Below are 25,421 nucleotides of genomic sequence, written 5' to 3'. Positions count from 1 at the left end.
ATGAATGCATCCTCACTCTTTCGTGTGGAATTCGGCCGTCTCATGCGGAATCGTCTGGCCTGGCTGGCCGCCGCACTGACCGCGCTGGCCCCCATTGCCGGCTATTCCTTTTATCATCCTACCATCGGAGATTCTATGGGCGCGCTCTATCTGGCGAATCCGATGCTGACCGGCGGAATGGCAGGGACGCTTCTCTTCGCCCTGCTGATCCTTGCGGCCCTGGATCAGCCCGCCCGCAGCGGCACTGCAGCCCTCATAGAGACGATTATCCCGCCAGTGAAGATGCACGCCATACGGCTGCTGGCTGTGTTGAGTCTGGCTGTCCTGACGTCCCTGGCTGTCGGAATTCTCTACCTTCCGTACACCATGTGGAAATTAAATATCGTGTTCTCCTTCTCAGATTACTGGCTGGCCGTTCTCTTATTTCTGCTGTCAGGTCCTGTCATGGGGACTCTGGCTGCCGCCATGGCGATCCAGATAACCGGACGGCTGGATGTGAGCGTTCTTGCACTGCTGGTCGCTGTGATCTTTTCGCGCAGCCGCTGGTGCAGCCAGTACTTTCTCGCTCACTGGAATATTCCTCTGGTTTCCACCCTGTCCGACGCCTTCGGGAGCGCTGTCGTATGGCGCACCGCGTTCTACAGCCGTCTGGTCTGGCTGTGCCTGCTGGGCGGCGGCTGGCTTCTCTCTCTTCTGTGTGTCCGGCAGTACGGAAAAGGGGCAGCCGGTTCCCTGATTCACAGAATCAAAAGACCGGTACTCCCTATTTTCTCCATACTGCTTCTGCTTCTGGGTGCTGTTTTATGGAACAGGCAGCCCTTTATAGACCACTGTCCCGAGGACTGGATTTCCATGGAGACAGCCGATCGGTTTCATGAACATCTGACCACAGAGAGTACATCCCTGAACGTGACCATCGACAGCTTCCTGATGGGGACTCTATCGGGGGAGGCCTCCTGGCAGATTCGCAACAATTCCGGCAGTCCACAGGAGCTTTACTTCAATTTAAACAGTGGCTATCGTGTCCGTTCCATCACTGCAAATGGGGAGCCGCTTCCTTTCGAGGATCTGAAAAATGACTATATCGCTTCCAGAGAGCTGCGGTGTACGCTGCCTGCGGATGAGGAAATCAGCCTTGTGATTACATACGGAGGCATGCCCCGCATCTGGAATGCGCAGGAACGGGAGCTGTCCGGAAACTACATCAGCAGCAGAGGCATTTATCTTGCAAGCCACCATCTCGCTCCCACGGTAGCAGGCTGCGCCCCCGTGGAGGATGAAGATACGCCTGTCACCTTAACCATCACGCTGCCGGCTGCCATGACTCCCGTCTCTACCGGTTCTCCAAAGCAGCTTTCCGATAACCGTGACGGGACCGTCAGCTGGGTTATTACCGATCAGGGAACCGATCGGATACAGCTGTTTGCCGGAGACTATGTCTATAAAGAGCTGGCCACAGGCAGCGGTATGCCTATCCAGTTTTACTACAGCAAAAAATACCAGTCACGCCTGGAAAACGGAGCCCTGGAGCTGATGGAACAGGCCATCGCCTACTGCACCAGCCACTATGGTCCCCGTTCCTTTACCGAAGACAAACCGTTTAAGATCGTCCAGCTGACTGCATTTCAATTCGGCGGTTTTGCTAACCGCAGCATCAGCGGCATGGGTGAAACGTACTTCAGCGACGAGAATCTCAACAATCCGGACAAAGGACCGGCCAGCGCCGAGGTCCTGGCCCATGAAATCATCCACCAGTGGTGGGGCTTAGGCGCAACGCTGTACGATCCGGAGGACGAGGACTGGAATGACGAGGGAATCACCGTCTATACCACCTACCGTCTTATGAGTGAAATTATGGGCGAAGACTATGCCCGGGAAAACTATACAGACAAATGGAAGGCTGTCATGGAGGATCAGCACGCGTCCTTTTATCAGCGCCATCCGGAATACTTAGACCGCCTTCCCAAACGCTACTCAAATGAGATTCTGGCCTCCAGAAGCAGCGCCAACTGGTATGACGGCAACGCCCTGATGATCTACCGCGCTGCCGAGAAGGCAGGTCCGCAGAAAATTGATGAAATCTGGTCCGAACTCTACACCAGGCAGGCCTCCGGATCGTCCGATATGATCACGCTGAAGGATTTTTTAGATGCCTGTGGCTTAAAGAAAGGGGAGGTGGAACGTGAATAAGATATTCCGATATGAGCTGCGCCGTATGGTGTTCAGCAAATTTTACCTCGGCTTAAGCGCCGTAACCATCTGGTATGGATGGCAGCTATTAAATACCACAACGATTCTGGGCACAGCCCATACCGCGCCCTTTTCCCCCTGGAGTTTTGGCAGCTATCTGTCACAGCTTCTGCCCCTGCTCTGCGTGGCCCTGCTGTTCCTTGTGTGGAACCAGTGCAGCAATACGGCCCGCCGAACAGCTGTGCTGACCACCACGGCCGCGCAGAATCCAAGTGTCTACCGGCTCGTAAAATGCGGCGCTGCGGCCGCTGCCTGGCTTTTGCTGGTGCTTCTTCTGGCCGCCCTGGGAATTGGATTCCTGCTGGCCTTATTCGGCAGGGACGTCCCTGTCGGTGAGTACGTGGTGCCAGCGCTGGCGGCGGTTCTGCCTCCGATGATTCTTCTGCTGGGAACCGGTCTGCTGGCGGGACAAATTCACGCCTCCCTGCTTTTTCCAATGATGGCTCTGGTATTTGGAACAGGCTTTCTCCCGCTTCCCGACAGCCTCGATCTCTACAGCGGCGCTCTTTTCTCGCAGTACCCGCTGACACTGGAATACCTGGATCCCGCGTTTTCCATGCCGGTCTCGTCCGTAGCAGGAAAATGTGCCATGGTTCTCATTGGCGCTGCGGCATTTATTTACACGCAAAGGCCGGAACTGTTTCATATTCATAAACGGAATGTTCCATGGTCGGCTTGAAACGGTGATAGAATTTATCAATAAAATCTAAAGTCCACAGGGCATAATGCCTCACCCTCTATTTCAACAATATCATCGAGGGGAATTACCGTTCCATCCAGCATAATCAGCACGTCCCTGTAACGATCCACTTTCCTGACACGGCCATGGACAGTGACGTAGGAACCGCCGGCTTTTCGCTCGTCTGCAACGAAAAAGATGACCGTTACGGCTGGCTGTTCCTTTATTTTTTCTATCAACAGCAGCAGCTTATCATTCAGGATCTCCTTGCTGTTATCATCAAGTTCAATCTTCTGGTCAGTCAGCCGCGCCGTTTCCTGAATGGCCGCATCATGGCCGGTCAGGGCCGCAAACGGAGAAAACTGTGCCGCGCGGTCAGATACCGCCATGCTGGGATGCGCTGTGGAAACATGGTGGGGCAAATGAATGATGTCGTCATAGCGATCTGGTCGATCCGCCTCTCTCTGCATGGATACCTCCTGTATAATTACGCCTTATGACCGCCGATCTGGTGGTTGCGTTCGATTGTCATGGCCCCCTCTTCAAGGTTCATACCTTTCAGGAGGGCATTTTTCCCGAATTTCTTCTTAATATCCAGGACAGCCTTCTGAAGCTGCCTTTCCCGTTCCAGTTCCTGTTCTTCCAGTTCCCTCTGCTTTTGAAGAGCCTCGTAATCGGTAAACAGGTCCATCTGTTCAAAGCTCTCCTGCCTTGAAATACTGCTTTCCTCCACCACATGATTCACGGTAATGTAAATCCTGCGGACCAGCAGCTCCTGATCGACGATCCTGTCGTACAGATCCATGGCCGCGTCCATGATCAGTTTTGTGGAAGAAGTCTGCCGGTTTAGATTCACCGTTCCATGGGCGTGTTTCGGAACCCTGCGGCCGTAGTGGTCTGTGGTGACGGCGCCCTTATACTTATTACTGATCTCAGGCCTCGTCAGATTCTCAATGTCGTAGCCCACAGTCAGCACCACCTGATCTGTTACAAGTCCCTTATCCACCAAATCCAGCACCAGCAGATCTGTCATCTCCTGGACGATCAGTCTCGCTTTCGCATAGTCGTAGGGACACTGCAGCACCTGGCCGGAGCCGGTGCTGTTCGTCTCCGGTTTATAAGCCTTCACGTCTGCCATCGTACACGGCTCCCAGCCCCACGCATGGTCTATGAGAAGCTCTGCGTTGATGCCGAACAGCTTGTAGAGCAGCTCCTCATTATGGTAATCCGTCGGCTTCCCCAGGGAGCATCTGGCAATGTCCCCCATGGTATACAGACCGGCGGCCTCCAGCTTCTTGGCATACCCCCGCCCTACTCGCCAAAAATCCATAAGCGGTCTGTGTGTCCATAATATGCGGCGGTAGGAATCCTCGTCCAGTTCCGCGATTCTGACCCCATTCTCATCCGGCGCGATGTGTTTGGCTACGATGTCCATGGCGACTTTCCCTAAGTACAGGTTCGTCCCTATGCCTGCCGTGGCCGTAATACCGGTCTCCTTTAGCACATCCATGACCATCCTTCTGACAAGCTCACGGGCCGTAAGCCTATAGGTACGCAGATAGTCGGTCACATCCACGAACACCTCATCGATGGAATAAACGTGGATATCTTCCGGCGCAATGTAGCGCAGATAAATATTATAAATCCTTGTACTGTATTCCATATACAGCGCCATACGGGGCGGCGCCGCGATATAGTCGATGGAAAGGGCCGAATCCGCCTTTAAATCCCGGTCATTCACAGAAGACCCGGAAAAACGGAATCCAGGAGCCCCTTGTCTCCGTCCCGTGTTCGCCTCTTTCACCTTCTGAATCACCTCAAACAATCTGGCACGCCCCGGAATGCCATAGGACTTGAGCGCCGGGGAAACCGCGAGACAGATCGTCTTGCTGGTCCGGCTTGCATCTGCCACGACAAGGTTGGTAGCCAGCGGATCAAGCCCGCGTTCGATGCATTCCACGGAGGCGTAAAACGACTTTAAGTCGATGGCCGCATAGATTCGATTTTCAGATGTTTTCATAGCTGGATGCCTCCAATGCAAACATATGTTCTTATTAAGAATAGAATACCACAATTACTGAAAAATATCCAGTGAAATGATAGTTGGGAAAAAATAGTACTGATGAAAACGGATTGGAAAAATACTTTTGTTTATTATGACAAGAGTATTTATAGACCACAGAAAAAAAAGATATGATTGTTTATTACCAGCCGAAGGCAGACCCCCCGGCTGGTAAAGCTTCCATACAAACTCTTACTCGATGCCAATAGACGCATAGCTGGTGAGTCTGTTCTTATCATGGGACTTCGAATAGTATAACGCCTTATCCGCATACTTAATGACAGTCTGCGGCTCTGTGCTGTCTCCAGGAAAAACAGCGCTTCCTATGCTGCATCCCACCTGGATCCTGTGATTCTCACAGTAGAACGGCTGATTGATCGCCTTGATAATGCGCTGTGCGGTCTGTTCAACGTTGGATGCCGTCATATCAATGGGCGCAATCAGGGCAATTAAGAATTCATCCCCGCCAATTCTGGCGATAATCTCATGACTGCGTACAGCAGCAGTAAGCCGTCTGGAAATCTCGATCAGTAATTTATCGCCGATGTCGTGGCCGAATTGGTCATTGACCGTTTTGAATCCATCCAAATCCATATAAAGGATTGCAAGAGATTGGGCCGACCGGTCCAGCGTATCGCTGCACTGATTGATATAGGTTTCAAAGGCCAGCCTGTTTTTCAAACCGGTGAGCGGGTCGGTGGTCGCGATGGTCTTCATTTCACATAACGCGGCATCAGTTACATTTAAATCGCTGAACAGGTCAGAAAGGGCCGATTCCAGCTTCTCCAACTCATAGATTCCATTGCAGTCAGGCATCGGAACCTTATGTCCCGCTTTTAAAAGCGTAGCCACCTCGGAAAGCTCATTTAAGGGTTCGGTGAGCTTTCTCGATATCGCTCCACCTAGAATCATAAACAGGAACAGGAGAAATACACCGCTGACAGCCAGCCAAAGCAGAAGCTGCACGATATTTTGATAAGCGATATTTACCGGCTGGCGAACGACCACCGTCCAGCCGAGACCGCTATAGTCGTCATAACCGACAGAGGTACTGAAACCAGTCAAATACTTCTGCTTGTCCGGCCATGTGATGGAAGCCCAATGGCGTTCGCTGCTCCTGCTAATGGGGACCATTGTCTGTTCCAGAGATTCACCGATGAGTTCATTCGGCCCCAGCAGAACGTCGTAATCCTTACTGAGTACAAGTACATCCATTCTTTTGCTGTCGCTGAAGGTATCGGCGGTCATTGCAACCCGTTCCTGAGCCCAGTTCCAGTTTAAGTGAGCGGCCAGGACACCTTTGAAATTCCCCTCTTTATCATAGAGAGGAGAACTGATATCGACAAAGCGAAGCGGCTCTCCCGAAGGATTGGGGAGCAGCTCCGAAAGCAGAAGGGCTTCATGGACATCCCCTATAAAATCCCCTTTCGCTCCCTCTATAAATACGGGTCTGGCGGAAATGTCCGAATCTAACAGAATATCGCCGCTGGACGCTTTGACGATGCCGTTCGCATCGGTAACCCCTACCCAGGAAAAGGACGGAAAGGAAGCCTGAAGCTGTTTTATCAGTGTGGAATCGATTCTGTAATTCCCATCGGAGACAAGGGAGCTGGCGGCCTTCAGCATATCGAGCTGGTGATAATGATTCCACATAAACTGGTCGAGCTGCGCGGAGATCTGACCGGCCATATCGGTTAAGTTCTCCCCTGTTTCTGTCTGCAGCTTATAACCAGAGTACCGGCCGATCATCACCGACAGCGTGACAATAATACAAACAATAAATATCGTAAAATACTTGTTTATTTTTGTCTGCAGCTTTTCTGATTTCATAAAGTCCTCATTTCCCATTGTGCGATATTCCGTTTATCGGTTGTTACAGCAGTACACCGTTCTTTTTATCGATCTTAGTCATAGTTTACCACTCCCCTGCGCGTATGTCATCAACAATCACATCGCACCGGTCACAAATACATCACGCCATCCAATAACAAAAACCCCCGGAGGAAATCCTCCGGGGGTCTTCATTGCACTTCATGCTCATGTCATAAAGATTGTTGAAAATTAGTCTTCAACGCTGATGATTTCTTTCTTGTTATAAGAACCGCAAGCCTTGCAAACTCTGTGAGGCATCATAAGTTCGCCGCACTTGCTGCACTTAACTAAGTTCGGAGCACTCATCTTCCAGTTTGCTCTACGTTTGTCTCTTCTAGCTTTAGAAGATTTGTTCTTTGGACAGATAGACATGGTTACACCTCCTTAAACTGTTTAAAAATATCCTGGATGACCGCCATTCTGGGGTCCAAAGACCTTGTATCGCAGTCGCAAGTCTCATGGTTGAGATTTGTTCCACATCTATTACAAATCCCCTTACAGTCTTCACTGCAGAGAACCTTCATAGGCAGATTCAGTATGAGTTCATCACAAACCAACTGGTCCACATCCAGATTATAACCACTTAAATATGGTTGTTCATCGAGATCTTCTACACGCTCTTCCTCAGATTCATTCAAATCCAGAGTGCGGATAATATCAAATTCCAACGGTACTTCCACCGGATCGAGGCAGCGGTCACACGGAACTTTCAGAGTAAGCTTTGCCTTCCCCTCAACTTCCAGCTTCCGGTCACCCAGATTCATAATTCGCAGAACCACCTTATCCTTGGAGGCCACCTCATAATCGCCGTTAGGGCAATGATAGATGTCCATTTCAATATCGGGTGTATAAGTTTTCTCTTTCCCTTCCAGGGTAAACAACTCTGACAAATTAATAAGCATATTAATCTCCATTAATACGCACCTATGCTATTATACACAGGCGCGCATCATTTGTCAACAAAATATTTCCAATATTAAACAACCAGTTATTTCACAAGGGCTAATGTTTCTCTGGCGATGGACAGTTCCTCGTTAGTCGGGATCACGCATACTTTTACCTTGGATTCCGGAGTGGAAATGGTCACTCTCTTGCCTCTTGCCTTGTTGATCTCAGGATCGATTTCGATGCCGAGATATCCTAAATATTCACATACAGCGCCTCTGATCGGCTTATCGTTTTCACCGACACCAGCGGTAAATACGATGGCATCAACGCCGTTCATAGCGGCTACATATGCGCCGATGTATTTGGCTACACGGTAGATGAAGGCCTGGATCGCAACATCTGCCTTATGGTTTCCTTCACTCTGTGCCTTCTGAACATCTCTGAAATCGCTGGATACGCCGCCGGACATTCCGAGAATACCGGATTTCTTATTCAGGATATTCAGGACTTCATTGACATCCTTGCCCTCTTTGTTGCAGATAAACTGAACAACAGCCGGATCGATATCACCGCTTCTGGTACCCATGATCAGGCCCTCTAACGGAGTTAATCCCATGCTGGTATCAACGCACTTGCCCCCGATGGAAGCAGATACGCTGGCGCCGTTTCCTAAATGGCAGACAATAACTTTTGCTGTCTCAGGATCTAATTCACAGTACTTGATCGCTTCTTTGGATACGTAGCTGTGGCTTGTCCCGTGGAAGCCGTAACGGCGAATGCTGTACTTCTCATAATATTCGTAAGGAATCGCATATAAGCTTGCCTTCTCCGGCATCTTCATACCAAATGCAGTATCGAATACGGCTACGTTCGGTGTTCCCGGCATCGCTTCCTCACACGCTTCAATTCCCATTAAGTTTGCAGGATTGTGAAGAGGTCCTAAATCGAAGCAGTCGCGGATTACTTTCTTTACATCCTCATTAACAACGATGGAGTCACTGTAGACAGTCCCTGCGTGCAGTACGCGGTGTCCTACTGCCGAGATTTCGCTGGTATCCTTGATCACGCCGTATTCCGGGTCTACCAGAGCGTCCATAACCATCTTGATCGCTACCGTGTGATTCGGCATCTCTTTCTTAACTTCCAGCTCTTCCTTACCTGCTGCTTTGTGGGATAAATTGGAGCCTTCGATACCGATTCTTTCACACAATCCTTTTGCTAAAACCTCTTCGTTCTCCATATCGATTAACTGATATTTTAAGGAAGAACTTCCACAGTTGATAACTAAAATCTTCATTTTACAGTATTTCTCCTTTTATTATTTTACAATTTCGCCGTACTGTTCTCTGCCACAGGCAGCGGCATTGGATTCATCCGTGTCAATATGCATAGCCAGCGCATAGCTGTCGCTTACACGAACTACTACGTCGCCGAATACAAGGCTTCTGCCGTCTGTATCAACCTTAACGGATACAATGTCGCCGTTCTTAACGCCCAGTGCCTCGGCATCTGCGTTGGTTGCATGAATATGACGCTTTGCAGCGATTACGCCCTCTGCGATCTCAATCTCTCCGCATGGTCCGACGATCTTACATGCTCCGCTTCCAGCGATGTCTCCGGATTCCTTAATCGGCGCAGCTACGCCAATGGCACGGGCATCCGTTAAAGAAAGCTCTACCTGAGTTGCCTTTCTGACCGGTCCTAAGATGGATACGCCGGCTAATTCTTTTTTGGAACCTACAATGGTAACTCTCTCTTCGCATGCATACTGTCCTGGCTGGGATAAATCTTTCTTTCTTGTGAGTTCATATCCCTTACCAAATAAAATCTCAAGATGTTCCTGAGTTAAATGTACATGACGCGCTGACGTTTCTACCAAGAATTTCATACCTATATTCTCTCCTGTTCTTTTTAATAATATGAATGAATATTACAATTCTGCTTCTATTCTATGTGCTTTGATTAAAATTTTCAAGTGCTGTCTCGAAATAATTTGCATTTTTTATGAAACAATTGCATAATAGAGTGGAAAACAGCAAAAAAAGGACGTAATTTATGACGAAAAATGAAAATGCTTACATCGTCGGCATTATAGCGGAATACAATCCGCTCCACAAGGGACATGCCTGGCACATACAAAAAGCCAAAGAACTGGCCGGCGCTAAATACTGTATCGCCGTCATGAGCGGTGACTTTGTTCAGAGGGGCGCCCCGGCGCTTTTCGACAAATACGCAAGAACAGCCATGGCCCTGGAAGCCGGCGCCGATCTGGTACTGGAGATGCCGTCCATCTTCGCCGCCAGCAGTGCGGAAGATTTCGCGGCCTGCGGGATCGCGCTCCTGGACCGCCTGGGCGTTGTCGGTTCCGTCTGTTTTGGAAGCGAATGCGGCAATATGGAAGAAATTTCCCGTGCTGCTTCTATTTTAGCCTCAGAACCGGACCTTTATACGGCGGCACTGAAGGAACAGCTTAAAAAAGGCTTCACCTGGCCCCAGGCGCGGGCGCATGCACTCTCTTTAACCGGCGACTTCGATAAAGAGCTCCTGGATTCTCCCAACAACATCTTGGGAATCGAATATGCAAAGGCTCTCATAAGACGAAAAAGCCCGATCCGGCCCATCACGGTTCTGCGTCAGGGAAGCGGATATCACGACACCGGATTTTCCGACGTCTTCTGCTCCGCCTCCGCAATTCGAAAAGAGCTGGAAGCAAACGCATCAAACGGCGGCGAGGGGCTTCCCGCATCCGTTCTCCAGGGCATGCCATCATTTGCCGGAGACTTCCTGGAACCGGCTTATCCGGTCTTTTTAAATGACTTCTCGACGCTGCTTAATACGGCGCTGCTGCGCATGACGGCGGCATCGGATCCCTTTGAGCAGTATCTCGATGTCTCGGACGACCTGGCGGCCAGAATCAGGAAGGAGCTTCTCTCCTTCTCTTCTTTTGAAGACCGGATAGGCGCGCTGAAGACCCGGCAGTACACCTATACCAGAATCAGCCGCGCCCTGCTCCACCTTCTGCTCGGCATCACGGATCAGGAGATTATGGCCGGCCGCGCCGCAGATTACGCGCCTTACGCCCGTGTCCTCGGCTTTAACCGCGGTGCTTCCGCGGTCCTTTCAGACATCAAAAAAAGAGGGACCATCCCTCTCATCACGAAAACGGCCGACGCCGGCGATCTTCTGGAAGGAACGGCGTGGGAGATGTTTCAGAAGGATCTGTTCTGTTCTCACCTCTACCAGGCCGTCGTTTCCGGAAAATATCATACTCGTTTGAAAAATGAATATACGCATTCGGTCGTCATGAAGTCATGACGGCCGGATGAAATTCTCTATCTTATCTTTATAGAGCAGAAACCTGGATTTCGGAACCACGATTCCCTGACGCCACATCTCCATCAGCTCATCAAACACGACAAACTTCGCATCTACCACTTCCTCCGCCTGAAGCTTTAAATCCTCCAGATTTACATTCTGGCGGGTAATGTACGTATCCACAAACCGCTCCTTTAAACAGATGGAGTGGATCAGATGAAGCTCGTCTTTTGACGCGTGGATTCCGACTTCCTCTGAGAGCTCACGGAGCGCCCCTTCCACGCTGTTCTCACCTGTCAGCACAGATCCTCCGGTACACTCCCACAAAAGGCCGTACGGCTTATCCGGGTGCCTTCTGGTGAGCAGTATCTCCGATCTCTGGTTCACGGTCCAGACATCGGCTATAATATGGTACTCCCCAGGTCCCAGCGGCACGCCCCGCTCATGTGTCTTACCGGTCAGTTTCCTGTTCTCGTCGTAAACATCCCACAATTCCATAGGTTTTTCCTCCTAGAAATTGGCGCCGTTCCAGCCCCAGTGTTCCACTTCCTCGTATTTGATGTAAATCTTATCCTGAGGAATCCCCAGCACCTCCTCATAGATCTGACACAGTCTGGCCGTAAGCTTATCGTAAGCTTCATCCGTAGTTCCGCCGAAAATCTTCACCTCCACATAAGCCAGTTTCGTATCATTCTTCCCCTTGAAATAAAGAGAATAATTGTCCTCAAAGCCAACCATCAGCCAGCTTTCTGATTTCCCCGGAATCAGGGATATTGCCTGTCCCAGCTTACCCTTCAGCGTTTCCTTCTCGCTGTCCGTAAGCGGCACACTTACCTTGGAATTAATAAATGGCATAATTTTACTCCTTCCTATAATTTTCTCTATCATACCACAGTCAAAGAGAAAATGCCATTCTGATTTCCGTAATTCCAGCCCGGTTTTATTCTTCCAGCAGCAGCCCGGCCAGCGTCTGTTCCGTCCCCAAAAACTGCAGGATATCCTCGATCTCTTTCCGGTTGTCCTTCGGCCCGCCCTGTTTCACCGCGCGGATCAGAATGTTTTTCGGAGTGTGTTCCATATCGATAAATTCCAGGATCTGAGTCCGGTAGCCCCTGTTTTCCAGGATCTCCGCCCGGAGGGCATCAGTGTATAAGGCTGCCATACGCTCCTTGATCAGCCCGTACTGGAGCACCGGGCGCAGCAGCTCGTTGTCCATCTGTTTATTCAGCTCATGCTGACAGCAGGGGACAGAGAGAATCACGGAGGCATCCCATTTTACCGCCTTTTCCAGGGCGTAATCCGTAGCCGTGTCGCAGGCGTGAAGCGTCACAACCATGTCCACATGGTCCACGCCGTCGTAGGAAGCAATATCGCCGTGATAAAACTTCAGCTTGTCGAAGCCATAGGCCACGCTTAGGCGGTTGCAGTGGTCGATCACGTCCTGCTTTAAGTCCAGTCCGATAATGCGCACCTCATAGCCCTTCAGCTCATGGAGATAATAATACATGGCAAATGTCAGATATGATTTTCCGCATCCAAAATCGATGATTACATTTTCCCTGCTCTTGTTCAGTCTTGGGAGAATGTCCTCGATAAATTCCAGAAAACGGTTGATCTGGCGGAACTTATCGTAGCGGGAACGGACGACCTTACCATCGGCCGTCATGACACCTAAGTCCTCCAGAAATGCAACATGCTTTCCTTCCTCCAGGATATAGCGCTTCTGCCGGTTGTGGGAGGCCACGTTCGGAGCCGCCACCATTTTCTGCTGATTTTTCTTAACTTTAATCGTGACAGTCCCTTTCTTGCCAACCAACACACGGGCCTGTCCCCTGGACGATTCCACCTCTGCCTGCTTAAAACCGCTCTCCATCAGTCCCAGCAAGTAGGATACGCCTTCTTCTCTCGTCAGATTTCGGTGAAATGCCTGTTTCTCCGTCAGTTCTTCCGCCTGGAAAACCATGCCGCCTTTCAGCATAACCGGGCGTACCCGGACCTTCAGTGCTTTGCACGGGCCTGCACCGTCCTTAAAGGCCGGATTGCTCAGGATTATCCTGAGCAGGCTGTCGTCTAAAAAGTCCTCAAAGATCTTCTTAACCTCTTCTCTTTTTTCCAGAACCATACTGCTCTGCTCCATAAAATATTCCCCTGTCCTCTTAATTCTCCGCCGATACCCAGCTGCTTCTTAAGAGCTCCGGATGCGGCTCCAAATGCGCGTAATCATTAAAACGTTCCACGGTAAAGCGCGCATTGCCCGGGTTATAGGCCACCTCGGTAATGCTGCAGTTTTCCAGTGAATTCCCGAGAAGCCGGTATCTGGCCGGTTCCATGCCTAATAATGCGGAGGTCATGCTTCGGATTACACCGCCGTGAGTGACTACCGCAACCGTCTGATAACCGCTCTCAGCAATCTCACGAAATACCGGCATCACCCGCCGGATCACGTCTCCCGCACACTCTCCGCCCGGATACGGTAAGTCGGCTTCCATCTTTTCCTGTTCCTTCTTAAATGCGGCAAATTTTACCGCAATATCCTCGTCGCACATTCCTTCCATCTCGCCGAAGGAGATCTCGCGCAGCTCCTCCTTTACAATGTGTTCCACATTCCAGAAGCGGTTTGCCGTCTCCGCAGTCTGAAACGCCCGCAGCAAATGGCTGGAGTATACAGCTTCAATCTTCTCTCCTGCCAGACGTTCTCCCAAAAGCTCCGCCTGTCGGAAGCCCTCTAAAGCCAAATCCACATTAACGTTGCACAGCTGGCTGCACTGGCGGCCATGACGAATCAGATACAGTCTCATCCGATCTTCCTCCCAATTTCTCTTCTCTGTTAAGTACGGCCCAGATGGGTGTTCATTCATCTGGGCCTTTCTTTATTTAATCCTAATTTTTAAAGCTGTGGATTGGAGCCGGAATTCTGCCTCCGCGGGTCACGAACTTCTCACAGGAATAGGGATTGACCGGCATAACCGGGGCGTAGCCAAGCAGTCCGCCAAATTCCACCGTATCCCCAATGGTCTTTCCGATCACCGGTATAAGTCTGACAGCGGTTGTCTTCTGGTTGATCATACCGATAGCCGCCTCATCCGCAATAATGCCAGCTATGGTCGTCGAAGGTGTGTCGCCTGGGATCGCGATCATATCGAGGCCTACGGAGCAGACGCACGTCATCGCTTCCAGCTTTTCGATCGTCAAAGCTCCCATGGAAACCGCATCGATCATCCCCTGGTCCTCGCTGACCGGGATAAATGCGCCGCTTAAGCCGCCTACATAGGAGGAAGCCATGACGCCGCCCTTCTTCACCTGATCGTTTAACATGGCGAGAGCCGCCGTCGTTCCCGGAGCGCCTACACGCTCCAGACCGATCTCTTCCAGAATCTCAGCGACACTGTCGCCGACAGCCGGAGTCGGAGCAAGGGACAGATCGATGATGCCGAACGGGATATTTAAGCGTCTGGAGGCCTCCTGAGCCACCAGCTGTCCGACTCTCGTGATCTTAAACGCCGTCTTCTTGATAGTCTCGCAGAGGACCTCAAAATCCTTTCCTCTCGCCGTCTCGATGGCGGTCTTTACAACACCCGGTCCGCTGACGCCCACATTGATGATGGACTCGGCCTCCGTCACGCCGTGGAACGCGCCCGCCATAAACGGATTGTCATCAGGTGCATTACAGAAGACGACCAGTTTGGCGCAGCCCAGAGAATCAGACTCCTTCGTTGCTTCCGCCGTCGCCAGCACGATCTCGCCCATCAGCTTCACGGCATCCATGTTGATGCCCGTCTTTGTGGAACCCACGTTGACAGAGCTGCACACACGCTCCGTAACGGCAAGCGCCTGCGGAATGGAACGGATCAGCCTTTCGTCCGCGTCGGTCATACCCTTGCTCACCAGAGCGGAATAACCGCCGATAAAGTTTACGCCAACCTCGTGAGCCGCCCGGTCGAGGGTCTTTGCAATGGTCACATAGTCCTCCGGACTCTTGCAGGCCGCCGCGCCAACCATGGCGATCGGGGTAACGGAAATTCTCTTATTTACGATCGGGATGCCGAAATCGCGCTCAATCTCTCTGCCGACTGCGACGAGATTTTTAGCTGTAGTGGTGATCTTGTTATAGATCTTCTCATTGACCGCATCTAAATCGCTGTCGCTGCAGTCCAGAAGGCTGATGCCCAGGGTAATCGTTCTGACATCCAGCTTCTCCTGTTCTATCATTTTATTTGTTTCATTTACTTCAAACATATTCAACATATCGGGGGCCCATCCTTTTTCTTATGCTTATTCTTTCATTCCGAAGTGCAGTACTGGCAAAATGCTCCGTAAGTTTCTTCGAAAACGCAGAGTGGTACAGCATTCGCTGCTGTCAGATACGGTGCATCTTGGTAAAAATATCCTCGCGCTGGCATTTTACCTTAACACCGATCTCGTCTCCGATCTGTTCCAGTTCATCGGCAAGCTCTCCAAAAGGTTTTGTGGCGTCGTTCGTGTCGACAATCATCATCATATTAAAGAAATCCTGTACGATGGTCTGTGAGATATCCAGGATATTCACCCGGTTGTTCGCCAGGTATGTGCAAATCTTTGCAATGATCCCTACGGTGTCTTTTCCAACTACTGTGATAATGGTTTTCTTCATGCTGCTTTTTCTCCTCTTTTATATAGTGATAATTTCCGACATCCTGTCTCTTCCCGCAACCGCGATCGAAAAATCGGACGCCTTAAATGGATTATCTCCGTCTGTAATCTCCAGCTTTACGGTCTCGTAAGCCAGCTCCTCATAATTATTTTCCTTGCTCAAATGGCCAAGCAGAATCCGTTTTAAATTATCGTGCAGAATGCAGCACAGAAGGCGTCCGGCGTTCTCATTGGAGAGATGGCCGTGATCCCCTAAAATACGGCGCTTCAGGTAGTAAGGATACGGTCCTGCCTGCAGCATGTTGACATCGTGGTTGGATTCCAGCAAAAGCGCATCGAGTCCCTGCAAATGATCGATTATGTACTGGTCATAGTGCCCCATGTCCGTCGCCACCGCCACCGATTTATGGTCATGCTGGATCCGGTACGCCACCGGATTTGCCGCGTCGTGATCGATCGAGAAAGGCTTTACCTCCAGATCACCGACGAAGAAGTCCACATCCGGACAGATGGGATGGTACAGCTCTCTGGGATACTCTCCCAGATACTTCTGCTTTGATACCTCCTCCAGCGTTTCCTTTGTTCCATAGAGAGGAACACCGTATTTTCTTGCCAGGACTCCCAGTCCCTTTGTATGATCAGAATGCTCGTGCGTGATGACGATTCCGTCGAGCTCGCTGCCTTTTAAACCAATTTCATTTAAGCCCTGCTCAATCCTCTTATTGCTGATGCCGGCATCCACCAGAATATGGGAGTTGTCCGAACCAACATAGATGCAGTTTCCGCTGCTTCCGCTCGCTATACTTACCAGTCTCATGTTTCCCGTCCTTTATCTTTCAATAGGGCCTCCAGCCCGGCTTTTACCTCTTCCACGGTCCCGTTGTTATCAATCACCCGGTCCGCCAGTTCCCGGAATTCCTCATCCGACAGCTGATTCTTCATAATGCTTAGGGAACGCTCTCTGCTGTATCCCCTGTTTTCTTTCAGGCGCCTGATACGATTCTCTTCCGATGTATAAACATACCACATTTCATCGTAGATGTCATCCTGTTCCCTGCCCATAATTGCAGATTCTACCACAATTAAGTCCGCTTGTGAAGAACAAATTTTATCTTTGATCGTTTTCCATACCATCGGATGGATGATTTCGTTCATCGTCTCAAGCGCATTTTGGTCATGAAAAATGAGTGTGGAAAGCAGCGGACGGTCAATGGTGCCATCCGGTTTTAAGAAGCTGTTCCCCAGGGCGCGGACGACCATCTCGTAGCCCTCGTGCCCCGGTTCCATCAGCTCATGCGCCACCTGATCGGCGACAATAATTTCTGCTCCGTACTCTGTCTGCAGGATATCGAGAATCCGGCTCTTCCCGGCGCCGACTCCGCCTGTCAGTCCTATCACTCTCACTTTTTCTCCCTCTCTCCTGTAAGGCAAATAAACGCCCTGGTCCTATTTGGCGTCAAACCAGGAATCTCCGACGTTCGCTTCCACCTCAAGAGAAACTGATAAATCCGCTGCATGCTTCATCTCGTCCACCAAAAGCGCCTTTACCGCTTCCACTTCATCCTTCTGCGTCTCGATCAGAAGCTCATCGTGAACCTGTAAAACAATGCGCGATTTAAGGCCTTTCGCCTTTAATGCACGATCCACACGTATCATTGCGATCTTCATGATATCGGCCGCCGTTCCCTGAATCGGGGAGTTCATGGCCACACGCTCCCCGAAGGAGCGCTGCATAAAATTGGTAGATTTCAATTCCGGCACCGGACGTCTTCTGCCAAACATGCTGACTGCATAGCCGGTCTCTTTGGCGTCCGCCACAAGCCTGTCCAGGAATTCCTTAACGCCCGGATACGTCTCAAAATACTTATTGATATACTCTGTCGCCTCTTTCCTGGATATGCTTAAGCCCTCGCTCAGTCCAAAGGAGCTGATACCGTACACGATTCCGAAGTTTACCGCCTTAGCATTTCTTCTCTGCAGCGGCGTCACCTCGTTCAGAGGCGTATGGAAGACCTCGGATGCCGTGATGGCATGAATGTCATCCGCATGGCGGTAGGCTCCGATCAGCCTCTCATCTCCGGACATATGCGCCAGGACACGAAGCTCGATCTGGGAATAGTCGGCGTCGATAAAGACACAGCCATCCTCCGGCACGAATATCTTCCGAATCTCACGTCCCAGCTCCATACGAACCGGGATGTTCTGAAGGTTCGGCTCCGTACTGCTGATTCTTCCCGTAGCCGTGATGGTCTGGTTAAAAGTCCCGTGAATTCTCTCATCCGGCCCGATATAGACGGCCAGACCTTCCGCATAGGTGGAATTCAGCTTGGTGAGCTGACGATAGTCGAGAATCATCTGTACCACCGGATAATCGGGAGCCAGTTTGTCCAGCACATCGGCTGCCGTGGAATAACCGGATTTCGTCTTTTTCCCATTGGGCAGCTTCATATGGTCAAACAGAACCTCGCCCAGCTGCTTGGGAGAATTGATATTAAAGGTTTCCCCTGTTTCTTCATAAATCTTCTGCTCCAGCGCGACAATCTGCACCTTTAAACGGTCTCCGTACTCCTTCAGCCGCTCTCTCTCCGCCTTGATTCCCACCTGCTCCATGTGGAAAAGGCTGTAGATCAGCGGCATCTCAATATCGGTAAAGAGGCTGTACATCTCGGCCTTCTTAAGCTCCTCGGTCAGACGGTCCGCACTCATAAAGGCGATATAGCCCATGTAGCAGATGCACGTAAACGCCTTCTTCTCATCGCTCTCAAGCGCCTTTTTAATCGTCTGTTTTCCTAATAAATCGGCTCTGGACGGGACGGTCATGCCCAGATAATCACGGGCAAGATCATCGTAATCATACGTATCCTTAAGCGGATTTAAGAGGTAACCAGCCACACTGGCGTCAAACAGCGGGCTGTCTGATTCGGCTTTCAAAAATGGAAGCAGCGGCTTTAGCTTAAGCACAGATACCCGTTCGCATGATCTGCACAAATCCCTTGCCTTTTCTACCAGATATTCCGCCCGCATAAAGCCCTGGGGGACGAAACAGTAGGTGGCTTCCTCTCCTGTGCAGAGCGCCATGGCAGTCAGCTCATGGTCCTCGATCACAAGTTCCAGGCCAATCTTCGCCCCGGCTTTGCAGGCGGCAAAGATGGCTTCCGCTTCTCCAAAATCGGTGACCATCTGAAAATGCGCCTCCGCCGACGGACTCTCTACCGGCGTATCCGAGAAACGGGAAAGGAGTGATTTAAACTCCAGACGCTTCATATACTGGTAAGCGGCCGGTGTATATAAGTTGTCCGCTTTGGCATCGTCATAGGAAAATTCTATTCCGCAGTTTATATTGATCGTTGCCAGCTCCTTGCTCAGCTGTGCGAGACTGTAATTCTCTTCCAGTGACTTCTTCGCTCTTGGCGGTTTGATCTCCTCTATATGGGCGTAAGCGTTCTCAATACTTCCGTATGCCTCTATAATGGCAGCGGCCGTCTTCTCTCCGATGGACGGTACTCCTGGAATGTTGTCGGAGGAATCTCCCATCAGGGCCTTCATATCGATAAATTCCGTTGGAGTCACATGGTACTCATTCTTCACATCCTCCGGATAGTAGTCTTTAATCTCCGTACCGCCCCTGCTGGTCTTTGGAATCCGGATCTTGATATGCTCGTCGGCCAGCTGGAGCAGATCGCGGTCACCTGATACCACGACCACCTCCACGCCCTTCGCCTGGCTTTCTTTCGCCACAGTTCCCAGAATATCATCGGCCTCGTAGCCTGCCATCGTAAGGATGGGCACCTCCATGGCGCCGAGGACTTCTTTCATCAAATCCACCTGCTCGTGAAGCTCCTCCGGCATGGGTTTTCGCGTTCCCTTATACGGTTCGAACATCTTATGGCGGAATGTGGGTTCCTTTCGGTCAAAGGCCACCGCCACATGGTCTGCCTGCTCTTCTTCCAGAATCTTAAACATAATGTTCAAAAATCCGTATACGGCGTTGGTATGGAGCCCCTCTGAATTTGTCAGCTCAGGAACTCCGTAGAATGCCCTGCTCATGATGCTGTGTCCGTCTATTAATACTATTTTCTCTTTGTCCATGTTCTCTCCTGTCAGATGAGTCCCGACTGCAGCCAGATGCGGCACTGCAGAAGGACCGTAATAATTAATGCCATAACGCTGAGTGTGGATACCGCATAGCGCACGATCTTAACGAGCCGAACGGCTTCCAGTCTTTCCCTTGACTGTTCGATCGCTGTCTCAAGCGCTCCCTTGATGTTGTAATTGCCCGTCTCGGAGTCCAACTGCCGGATTCCCACGTCAACAGTAAAATATATCTCCAGCTCTTCCCTGCATTCCGGGCAATGTTCAATATGCTCCAGAAATTCAAAGAGTTCTTCATCAGTCAGTTCGTTCTTAATATAAGGCATTACAAGGCTTTCCGCTTCTTTACATGTCACCTCCGGACACCTCCTTCCACAAATCTCTATCTATCATACAATATATTTCCACCATTTTCAATTTAATAATCATAAAAAACACTTGCCAAATGGAAAATCCTGTGATAAAATAATCAACGCTGTGATTGTTACGCCGGCTTGTCGGAATGGCAGACGAGGTGGACTCAAAATCCATTGGTGGCAACACCGTGCGGGTTCAAGTCCCGCAGCCGGCACTACACCCTTGGCAGGGAATTGGACTAAAAATAACGTATCTGCGTTATTTTTGGTCCTTTTTTCTATTAAAAAAGGGGACCCGCCGAATGCAGCAGATTCCCTTTTACTTGAAACGCGATACCGTTCTATGATACCGTTCTATAATTCTTTCCGGACGCTTAACCCCAGCGGCTTGGCCACACGGTCCTTTATACTCTCCACTTTCCCCAGCATCAACCATTGCTTTGTGCATTCTGCGCTTGCTCTTTCGCCGTCATCCGGCCACATGGAACGCCATTTTGCAAAACATTTATTCTCCAGCTTGCTGAAAACCATATAGATCATCTGTAATTCTTCTTCGGTAAACTCTAAATTATAAATTTGCTTTTTTATCACTGTATGTACTCCCCCTCCATTGTCAATTATCTTATCCCGACCGGCTCCTGGTATAAAAAGTATACAGCTTTTCTTAAATTCGGTCAACTATATGAATATTTAATCCACCATATAAACATACCATATGTAGTAAACTACTGAAAAAAGGAGAATTGATATGGTTGACTTTGGAAACACCTTAAAAACATTACGATTACATGAAGAAATGACACAAGCCCAATTATCCCAGAAATTAGGGCTGACAAAATCCGTAATCAGTGCCTACGAAACCGGCCTGCGCCTGCCGTCTTACGATGTTTTGATTCACATTGCACAGATTTTTAAAGTATCCACGGATTACCTCTTAGGCGTAGAGCAGAAGGACAGTCTGGATCTGTCCGGGCTGACGCAGAATGAAAAGTCCGCACTGTTGGCACTGATCAAGGCTATGAAAAGCAGATAAGACTCCAAATGATACGCAGACTCTACTATGGGCTGCTGTTAATAACCAGGCTGCATGTCCCGCAGAGAAACGCTGCAGCCTGTCTGACTGCCGTAATAAGGTTCATTGGAATGCGCTGCGATGCATTCCTCCAGATGATCTGAGTTTAAAGAAAAACCAATTCCTTCATCCCTGTAATCGGTATGGTACCCCCCTCATCTTCATACATTTATATTCAAAAAGCGACAGTTCTCTGTATATGAAACCGTATTGAAGATATGCGATCTCCCGATCCTGATAATTGATGCTTTTACTCGTCGATATGGGACCGTCGTCCAAATCCCGATATGTAACTGCCCGGTTTCCGATGATCTTATACTCACCGTAATACGTCTCCTCCTCAGTTTGATTTGTCGAAAAAGCCGGCAATGGAAAACAGAAGCCCGGCCACTCCCACGATTAGAATCAGCCAGTCCATTCCGGACGAACAGAGCGCCAGCACAATTGCAAATAACAGTATTGCGATACCTAATGTGATTTTTTTCATAGTTTTCTGCTCATACACCTCCTCATCCTCAAGCCTCCCCTGTTTCATACGGTATTTCGGCTATATGCAGAATGCCGTCTGTTGAATTTTCCTTCCTGTTATTCTTCTCTGCTTCGTGTTCCACTTAATCTCCCTCCTTATTTTCTCTCAGACGTTTTCACTTTCTTCGTCCTTTTCTTTTTTTAGCTCTCTCGATACCTCATCCAGTTTTTTCATAATCATACAGGTGCAGACAATTACAATGGCCGCAAGAGCCGCAATCCCACTGTAAACCGGATCGACATAAGACTTTATAAATGCATCGCCTCCCGGCACAAGCACAGAGCTTATTCCTGCCAAAATAATAAAATTAAAATAATAAAACACCAGGAACGTTACAATTCCTATTACTGTTTCTTTCATATAGAATTCTCCTTTTTCTCAATAATCCTGCTTTTTTATGGAATCGGCGCATTCCACATTTACCGGATGGGGAACCTGTTCTGAGGTGACATCAAGATACGATATCAGCCCCAGTCTCTTCTCACCATCTTTACCCAGCTCATTATAACACGGCAAGCCCCTTTCCGCATACACTTCATAAGAAACTAATTACATCGAAACAAAATCTTAAGCAATTCTGCAATACATTTCCCCACCATTATGGTATACTATTCCTATCGAATTCAAATGATAAAGGAGGCTTTTTATGAAGCGATATACGGTTATTCTCACCCTTTCACTCGTCTGTGCCCTTTCACTTGCAGGATGCGGTAAGAAGAATCAGGACAAAACAGATTTGACAAGCACCCACACCACGGCGGCGGAGACCATGTCTCCCACCACGACAGCGGCAGAGACGAAAGAGACGACGGCCGCGGACAAAGAGACCACAGATGCGGCTGGCGGCGAAACGAAAAAAGATGACTCGAAGAAGGCAGACAGCGCTTCCAGCGTCACCACATCCATACACACCTACACCACCGGAAACATTTCCGTCGAATACCCGGTTGTCTCTAATTTGAGCAAGGCTGCCGTACAGGAAAAGATCAACAAGCTGCTAAACGAGCATGCGCTGGAATTCATCAAGGCCTATGGCGTGAATGAAAGCAAGGATTCCCTCACCGTGAAATGCAGGGTTGTCTCTGCGGACCGCAGACGCCTGACCGCTGTTTATACAGGTTCCTACATGCCGGAGGGCGGCGCGCATCCGGTCAGTCTCTTCTATACGAATACCATTGACACCGCACTCGGCGAAGACATGGGGCTCACGAACTACGCGGACCCTTATACACTGGCCGGTTATGTGCTGTCCGGTGACTGCCAGTTTGCGGACGCGGATACCGCTTTGGAAAAAGAATTGATGAAGGTTAAGAATGACACGGACATTGAGACGTATACCGAGATGTTCCGCCGCGCAGATTTCCCATGGAAGGCGCCGAAAACCACCTCCAAGAACTCTGACGAAGCCGTGAAATTTCCGGAAGTGTTCAGCTATGAGGAGCAGGGAACCATCTATGTTTCCATACCGGTACCTCATGCTCTTGGCGATTATGCTCTAATAAAGTACACTCCTGACACAAAATAGTGAAAATAGTTGCTATTTAACCCCATATTTGATAAAATAGTACGGAAAAATACAAAGATATGAAATGGGGTAGCAAAATGAGTGAAAAAACGCAACTGACAACACGAGACTATCTGCTCAGCATCCAACACCTGTTTGCCATGTTTGGCGCGACGGTTCTGGTTCCTTTGCTGACCGGTCTCAATCCATCGCTCGCACTGTTTTCCGCAGGTGTGGGCACCTTAATATTCCACTGCTGTACTAAGTTTAAGGTTCCTGTTTTTCTCGGCTCTTCCTTCGCATTTCTGGCCGCATTAAGCGCCATCATTCGACCGGAAGGTGCTGTGGTTGCAGAAAACATTCCTTTAGCACAGGGTGGAATTATTTTTGCCGGTCTGATCTATCTGCTGTTTGCACTGATTGCGTTTTTAATCGGAGCGGACAAGATCAAGAGGGTATTTCCTCCGGTTGTAACAGGGCCCGTGATCGTGGTCATCGGTATCAACCTGGCGAGCACCGCGATCGGTGATGCGACCGGCGGCTTAAGCCTGGCGGACGGCCTTACCTCTGAGATCGCCTTAAACCTGGGCATCGCCCTGTTTACGCTCTTCGTGGTAATCCTCTGTTCCATATTCGCACACGGTTTTTTCAAACTGGTCCCGATCCTAATCGGAATCGCCGCAGGATACGTTCTGTGTATTATTCTGGGCGCGGTCGGAGTCTTCCATATGGATTATTCCGCCATTACGTCCGCAGCATGGATTAATATCCCCTTTGTGACAAAGGATATGAATGGAGTTCCCTTTATGTCTCTTCCGAAATTTGAGCTGGGCGCCATTCTCTCCATCGCACCGATCGCCTGTGTTACCTTTATGGAACACATCGGTGATGTTACCACCAATGGTACGGTTGTCGGAAAAGATTTCTTAAAGGATCCGGGTCTCCACAGAACCCTGATGGGCGACGGACTCGCAACCTTATTCGCCGGATTCGTCGGTGGACCTGCCAACACCACGTATTCGGAGAATACCGGTGTTCTGGCCACTACAAAGAATTACAACCCGCGTCTTCTGCGTGTGACCGCCATCTTCGCGATCATCCTCGGCCTTTTTGGTAAGGTAGGCGCAATTCTTCAGACTATTCCGGGCCCGGTCAAAGGCGGCGTAGAAGTTATGCTGTTTGGTATGATCGCCGCAGTCGGAATCCGCTCTCTCGCGGAATCGGATCTTGATTTCACTCACAGCCGCAATCTAACCATCGTCGGACTGATCCTTGTATTCGGCCTCGGTTTTGCACAGATGGGCGGACTCAATGTCCACGCAGGCTCCATAACGCTTAACATCTCCGGCCTTTTCATCGCCGTTGTAATCGGAGTCCTCATGAATATCATACTGCCTCAGGCAGCCGATACTGTAAAAAACTAAAGAAAGGATTCATATACCATGGAATATCCAATTGAAAATGTAACTGTCTTCAGCCACCCGTTAATCCAGCACAAGATCTCTATCCTGAGGGATAAAAGAACCGGCACCAATGAGTTCCGCGCTCTGATCGAAGAGATCGCCATGCTTATGGGCTACGAGGCCTTAAGAGACCTACCCTTAAAGGAGGTTGAGGTGGAGACTCCGATCGAGACCTGTATGACTCCCATGATCGCAGGGAAGAAGCTGGCCATCGTTCCTATCCTTCGTGCCGGCCTCGGCATGGTGAACGGAATACTCGCTCTCGTTCCTTCTGCCAAAGTCGGTCACATCGGTCTTTACCGCGACGAAGTCACACACGAGCCTCACGAGTACTACTGCAAGCTTCCGAACCCCATTGAGCAGAGAACCATCGTGGTAACCGATCCCATGCTGGCTACAGGCGGTTCTGCCGTCGCAGCCGTGGATTTCATCAAGGAACACGGCGGAAGGAACATCAAGTTCATGGCCATCATCGCCGCTCCGGAAGGTCTGGAACGCCTTCACAAAACCCATCCGGACATTCAGATCTATGTCGGCCATCTCGACCGCCAGTTAAATGAGAACGCCTACATCTGCCCAGGTCTGGGAGATGCCGGAGACAGAATTTTCGGTACGAAATAAGACAATAAAACTGTAAAGCTGACAGAAGCTGTAAAATAAGTTCCAAAAAAAGAAACGCCAGTTCCGGCAAATGCCGGTTCTGGCGTTTC

General features: G+C 49.9%; 28 protein-coding genes and 1 tRNA gene. 8 read left to right on the top strand and 21 right to left on the bottom strand.

Annotation, left to right across the window (positions count from 1 at the left end; translation table 11 throughout):
* Both H8S80_RS07610 and H8S80_RS07605 read left to right on the top strand, forming a co-directional pair.
* The gene (locus tag H8S80_RS07610; RefSeq protein WP_117631595.1) at nt 1-2,190 is read left to right on the top strand and encodes a M1 family aminopeptidase; all 2,190 of its coding nucleotides are present in this window, start codon (nt 1-3) and stop codon (nt 2,188-2,190) included.
* Nucleotides 2,183-2,929 carry a hypothetical protein gene (locus H8S80_RS07605; RefSeq protein WP_117631593.1) on the top strand — a complete coding sequence of 249 codons (747 nt, stop codon included), beginning with the start codon at nt 2,183-2,185 and terminating at the stop codon, nt 2,927-2,929. The genes H8S80_RS07610 and H8S80_RS07605 overlap by 8 nt, the downstream gene beginning before the upstream one ends.
* Nucleotides 2,930-2,946: 17 nt before the next feature.
* Here H8S80_RS07605 and H8S80_RS07600 read toward each other — a convergent pair whose 3' ends face one another.
* From H8S80_RS07600 to pduL, 7 genes are all read right to left on the bottom strand, one after another.
* Nucleotides 2,947-3,399 carry a YolD-like family protein gene (locus tag H8S80_RS07600; protein WP_117631590.1) on the bottom strand — a complete coding sequence of 151 codons (453 nt, stop codon included), beginning with the start codon at nt 3,397-3,399 and terminating at the stop codon, nt 2,947-2,949.
* Nucleotides 3,400-3,416: 17 nt separating this feature from the next.
* A complete protein-coding gene (locus H8S80_RS07595; protein WP_117631589.1) occupies nt 3,417-4,949 on the bottom strand; it encodes a Y-family DNA polymerase in 1,533 nt (510 codons plus the stop codon).
* A 234-nt stretch (nt 4,950-5,183) separates the two neighbouring features.
* A complete protein-coding gene (locus H8S80_RS07590; protein ID WP_002604248.1) occupies nt 5,184-6,821 on the bottom strand; it encodes a diguanylate cyclase domain-containing protein in 1,638 nt (545 codons plus the stop codon).
* A gap of 231 nt (nt 6,822-7,052) precedes the next feature.
* Nucleotides 7,053-7,235 (bottom strand): 50S ribosomal protein L32, encoded by a 183-nt coding sequence (gene rpmF, locus H8S80_RS07585; RefSeq protein WP_002604249.1) that lies wholly within the window; start codon nt 7,233-7,235, stop codon nt 7,053-7,055.
* A 2-nt stretch (nt 7,236-7,237) separates the two neighbouring features.
* On the bottom strand, nt 7,238-7,765 hold the full coding sequence (locus H8S80_RS07580) for a YceD family protein (protein WP_002604250.1): 528 nt from the start codon (nt 7,763-7,765) through the stop codon (nt 7,238-7,240).
* A gap of 86 nt (nt 7,766-7,851) precedes the next feature.
* Nucleotides 7,852-9,048, bottom strand: a complete 1,197-nt coding sequence (locus H8S80_RS07575; protein ID WP_002604251.1) for an acetate/propionate family kinase — start codon at nt 9,046-9,048, stop codon at nt 7,852-7,854.
* A 21-nt stretch (nt 9,049-9,069) separates the two neighbouring features.
* The gene (gene pduL / locus H8S80_RS07570; RefSeq protein ID WP_002604252.1) at nt 9,070-9,639 is read right to left on the bottom strand and encodes a phosphate propanoyltransferase; all 570 of its coding nucleotides are present in this window, start codon (nt 9,637-9,639) and stop codon (nt 9,070-9,072) included.
* Nucleotides 9,640-9,806: 167 nt separating this feature from the next.
* Here pduL and H8S80_RS07565 point away from each other — a divergent pair, with 167 nt between their 5' ends.
* On the top strand, nt 9,807-11,066 hold the full coding sequence (locus tag H8S80_RS07565) for a nucleotidyltransferase (RefSeq protein WP_118033154.1): 1,260 nt from the start codon (nt 9,807-9,809) through the stop codon (nt 11,064-11,066).
* Here the strand turns inward: H8S80_RS07565 and H8S80_RS07560 are convergent.
* The 10 genes from H8S80_RS07560 to H8S80_RS07515 all read right to left on the bottom strand — a co-directional run bounded on the left by H8S80_RS07560 (nt 11,061) and on the right by H8S80_RS07515 (nt 20,143).
* The gene (locus H8S80_RS07560; RefSeq protein ID WP_025531790.1) at nt 11,061-11,564 is read right to left on the bottom strand and encodes an NUDIX hydrolase; all 504 of its coding nucleotides are present in this window, start codon (nt 11,562-11,564) and stop codon (nt 11,061-11,063) included. The two genes, H8S80_RS07565 and H8S80_RS07560, sit on opposite strands and share 6 nt — an antisense overlap.
* Before the next feature lie 12 nt (nt 11,565-11,576).
* Entirely contained in the window at nt 11,577-11,921 is a 345-nt protein-coding gene (locus tag H8S80_RS07555) for a phenylpyruvate tautomerase MIF-related protein (protein ID WP_002604255.1), read from the bottom strand.
* A gap of 85 nt (nt 11,922-12,006) precedes the next feature.
* The gene (locus H8S80_RS07550) at nt 12,007-13,188 is read right to left on the bottom strand and encodes a class I SAM-dependent methyltransferase (RefSeq protein WP_117631849.1); all 1,182 of its coding nucleotides are present in this window, start codon (nt 13,186-13,188) and stop codon (nt 12,007-12,009) included.
* A 34-nt stretch (nt 13,189-13,222) separates the two neighbouring features.
* Nucleotides 13,223-13,864: a histidine phosphatase family protein gene (locus H8S80_RS07545; RefSeq protein ID WP_025531789.1), complete on the bottom strand. Its 642-nt coding sequence runs from the start codon at nt 13,862-13,864 to the stop codon at nt 13,223-13,225.
* A gap of 82 nt (nt 13,865-13,946) precedes the next feature.
* Nucleotides 13,947-15,311, bottom strand: a complete 1,365-nt coding sequence (locus H8S80_RS07540) for a PFL family protein (RefSeq protein ID WP_002604258.1) — start codon at nt 15,309-15,311, stop codon at nt 13,947-13,949.
* A gap of 112 nt (nt 15,312-15,423) precedes the next feature.
* The gene (locus H8S80_RS07535) at nt 15,424-15,696 is read right to left on the bottom strand and encodes an ACT domain-containing protein (protein WP_002604259.1); all 273 of its coding nucleotides are present in this window, start codon (nt 15,694-15,696) and stop codon (nt 15,424-15,426) included.
* A gap of 18 nt (nt 15,697-15,714) precedes the next feature.
* Nucleotides 15,715-16,512 carry an MBL fold metallo-hydrolase gene (locus H8S80_RS07530; protein ID WP_002604260.1) on the bottom strand — a complete coding sequence of 266 codons (798 nt, stop codon included), beginning with the start codon at nt 16,510-16,512 and terminating at the stop codon, nt 15,715-15,717.
* Nucleotides 16,509-17,093, bottom strand: coding sequence for a dephospho-CoA kinase (gene coaE, locus H8S80_RS07525; protein ID WP_337649616.1), 585 nt, complete (start codon nt 17,091-17,093; stop codon nt 16,509-16,511). The genes H8S80_RS07530 and coaE overlap by 4 nt, the downstream gene beginning before the upstream one ends.
* Before the next feature lie 48 nt (nt 17,094-17,141).
* Nucleotides 17,142-19,784: a DNA polymerase I gene (gene polA, locus H8S80_RS07520; protein WP_117631583.1), complete on the bottom strand. Its 2,643-nt coding sequence runs from the start codon at nt 19,782-19,784 to the stop codon at nt 17,142-17,144.
* Between the two features lie 11 nt (nt 19,785-19,795).
* Complete coding sequence (locus H8S80_RS07515; protein WP_002604263.1) at nt 19,796-20,143, bottom strand: anti-sigma factor family protein; 348 nt, start codon at nt 20,141-20,143, stop codon at nt 19,796-19,798.
* Between the two features lie 132 nt (nt 20,144-20,275).
* Here H8S80_RS07515 and H8S80_RS07510 point away from each other — a divergent pair.
* A tRNA-Leu gene (locus tag H8S80_RS07510) sits at nt 20,276-20,358 on the top strand.
* Nucleotides 20,359-20,497: 139 nt separating this feature from the next.
* Here the strand turns inward: H8S80_RS07510 and H8S80_RS07505 are convergent.
* Nucleotides 20,498-20,734, bottom strand: a complete 237-nt coding sequence (locus H8S80_RS07505; RefSeq protein WP_002604264.1) for a hypothetical protein — start codon at nt 20,732-20,734, stop codon at nt 20,498-20,500.
* Nucleotides 20,735-20,891: 157 nt separating this feature from the next.
* Here H8S80_RS07505 and H8S80_RS07500 point away from each other — a divergent pair, with 157 nt between their 5' ends.
* Nucleotides 20,892-21,176 (top strand): helix-turn-helix domain-containing protein, encoded by a 285-nt coding sequence (locus H8S80_RS07500; RefSeq protein WP_002604265.1) that lies wholly within the window; start codon nt 20,892-20,894, stop codon nt 21,174-21,176.
* A 379-nt stretch (nt 21,177-21,555) separates the two neighbouring features.
* Here the strand turns inward: H8S80_RS07500 and H8S80_RS07495 are convergent, their stop codons facing one another.
* The 3 genes from H8S80_RS07495 to H8S80_RS07485 all read right to left on the bottom strand — a co-directional run bounded on the left by H8S80_RS07495 (nt 21,556) and on the right by H8S80_RS07485 (nt 22,260).
* A complete protein-coding gene (locus tag H8S80_RS07495; RefSeq protein ID WP_181987933.1) occupies nt 21,556-21,702 on the bottom strand; it encodes a hypothetical protein in 147 nt (48 codons plus the stop codon).
* A 147-nt stretch (nt 21,703-21,849) separates the two neighbouring features.
* On the bottom strand, nt 21,850-22,104 hold the full coding sequence (locus H8S80_RS07490) for a hypothetical protein (RefSeq protein ID WP_117631580.1): 255 nt from the start codon (nt 22,102-22,104) through the stop codon (nt 21,850-21,852).
* Nucleotides 22,105-22,122: 18 nt separating this feature from the next.
* Nucleotides 22,123-22,260, bottom strand: coding sequence for a hypothetical protein (locus H8S80_RS07485; protein WP_181987932.1), 138 nt, complete (start codon nt 22,258-22,260; stop codon nt 22,123-22,125).
* 130 nt (nt 22,261-22,390) lie between these two features.
* On the opposite strand from H8S80_RS07485, the gene H8S80_RS07480 reads away from it, so the two are divergent.
* From H8S80_RS07480 to upp, 3 genes are all read left to right on the top strand, one after another.
* Nucleotides 22,391-23,269, top strand: a complete 879-nt coding sequence (locus H8S80_RS07480; protein WP_117631578.1) for a polysaccharide deacetylase family protein — start codon at nt 22,391-22,393, stop codon at nt 23,267-23,269.
* 77 nt (nt 23,270-23,346) lie between these two features.
* Entirely contained in the window at nt 23,347-24,672 is a 1,326-nt protein-coding gene (locus H8S80_RS07475) for a uracil-xanthine permease family protein (protein WP_029466258.1), read from the top strand.
* A 30-nt stretch (nt 24,673-24,702) separates the two neighbouring features.
* Nucleotides 24,703-25,332 (top strand): uracil phosphoribosyltransferase, encoded by a 630-nt coding sequence (upp, locus tag H8S80_RS07470; RefSeq protein WP_029466257.1) that lies wholly within the window; start codon nt 24,703-24,705, stop codon nt 25,330-25,332.
* Nucleotides 25,333-25,421 lie beyond the last annotated feature (89 nt).

This window comes from Hungatella sp. L36 (genome assembly GCF_014288035.1).
The sequence above is the reverse complement of the archived record's forward strand: the minus strand, read 5'-3'. Positions and strand labels throughout refer to the sequence as shown.

Excerpts from the sequence above, each read along its gene's own strand:
- H8S80_RS07530 (WP_002604260.1), bottom strand. The coding sequence starts at position 16,512 with ATGAGACTGGTAAGTATAGCGAGCGGAAGCAGCGGAAACTGCATCTAT.
- H8S80_RS07590 (WP_002604248.1), bottom strand. The coding sequence starts at position 6,821 with ATGAAATCAGAAAAGCTGCAGACAAAAATAAACAAGTATTTTACGATA.
- H8S80_RS07580 (WP_002604250.1), bottom strand. The coding sequence starts at position 7,765 with ATGCTTATTAATTTGTCAGAGTTGTTTACCCTGGAAGGGAAAGAGAAA.
- rpmF (WP_002604249.1), bottom strand. The coding sequence starts at position 7,235 with ATGTCTATCTGTCCAAAGAACAAATCTTCTAAAGCTAGAAGAGACAAA.
- H8S80_RS07490 (WP_117631580.1), bottom strand. The coding sequence starts at position 22,104 with ATGAAAGAAACAGTAATAGGAATTGTAACGTTCCTGGTGTTTTATTAT.
- H8S80_RS07555 (WP_002604255.1), bottom strand. The coding sequence starts at position 11,921 with ATGCCATTTATTAATTCCAAGGTAAGTGTGCCGCTTACGGACAGCGAG.
- H8S80_RS07480 (WP_117631578.1), top strand. The coding sequence starts at position 22,391 with ATGAAGCGATATACGGTTATTCTCACCCTTTCACTCGTCTGTGCCCTT.
- H8S80_RS07600 (WP_117631590.1), bottom strand. The coding sequence starts at position 3,399 with ATGCAGAGAGAGGCGGATCGACCAGATCGCTATGACGACATCATTCAT.
- H8S80_RS07575 (WP_002604251.1), bottom strand. The coding sequence starts at position 9,048 with ATGAAGATTTTAGTTATCAACTGTGGAAGTTCTTCCTTAAAATATCAG.
- H8S80_RS07565 (WP_118033154.1), top strand. The coding sequence starts at position 9,807 with ATGACGAAAAATGAAAATGCTTACATCGTCGGCATTATAGCGGAATAC.
- H8S80_RS07595 (WP_117631589.1), bottom strand. The coding sequence starts at position 4,949 with ATGAAAACATCTGAAAATCGAATCTATGCGGCCATCGACTTAAAGTCG.
- H8S80_RS07500 (WP_002604265.1), top strand. The coding sequence starts at position 20,892 with ATGGTTGACTTTGGAAACACCTTAAAAACATTACGATTACATGAAGAA.
- H8S80_RS07535 (WP_002604259.1), bottom strand. The coding sequence starts at position 15,696 with ATGAAGAAAACCATTATCACAGTAGTTGGAAAAGACACCGTAGGGATC.
- H8S80_RS07495 (WP_181987933.1), bottom strand. The coding sequence starts at position 21,702 with ATGAAAAAAATCACATTAGGTATCGCAATACTGTTATTTGCAATTGTG.
- pduL (WP_002604252.1), bottom strand. The coding sequence starts at position 9,639 with ATGAAATTCTTGGTAGAAACGTCAGCGCGTCATGTACATTTAACTCAG.
- polA (WP_117631583.1), bottom strand. The coding sequence starts at position 19,784 with ATGGACAAAGAGAAAATAGTATTAATAGACGGACACAGCATCATGAGC.
- H8S80_RS07550 (WP_117631849.1), bottom strand. The coding sequence starts at position 13,188 with ATGGTTCTGGAAAAAAGAGAAGAGGTTAAGAAGATCTTTGAGGACTTT.
- H8S80_RS07610 (WP_117631595.1), top strand. The coding sequence starts at position 1 with ATGAATGCATCCTCACTCTTTCGTGTGGAATTCGGCCGTCTCATGCGG.
- H8S80_RS07560 (WP_025531790.1), bottom strand. The coding sequence starts at position 11,564 with ATGGAATTGTGGGATGTTTACGACGAGAACAGGAAACTGACCGGTAAG.
- H8S80_RS07475 (WP_029466258.1), top strand. The coding sequence starts at position 23,347 with ATGAGTGAAAAAACGCAACTGACAACACGAGACTATCTGCTCAGCATC.
- H8S80_RS07545 (WP_025531789.1), bottom strand. The coding sequence starts at position 13,864 with ATGAGACTGTATCTGATTCGTCATGGCCGCCAGTGCAGCCAGCTGTGC.
- H8S80_RS07540 (WP_002604258.1), bottom strand. The coding sequence starts at position 15,311 with ATGTTGAATATGTTTGAAGTAAATGAAACAAATAAAATGATAGAACAG.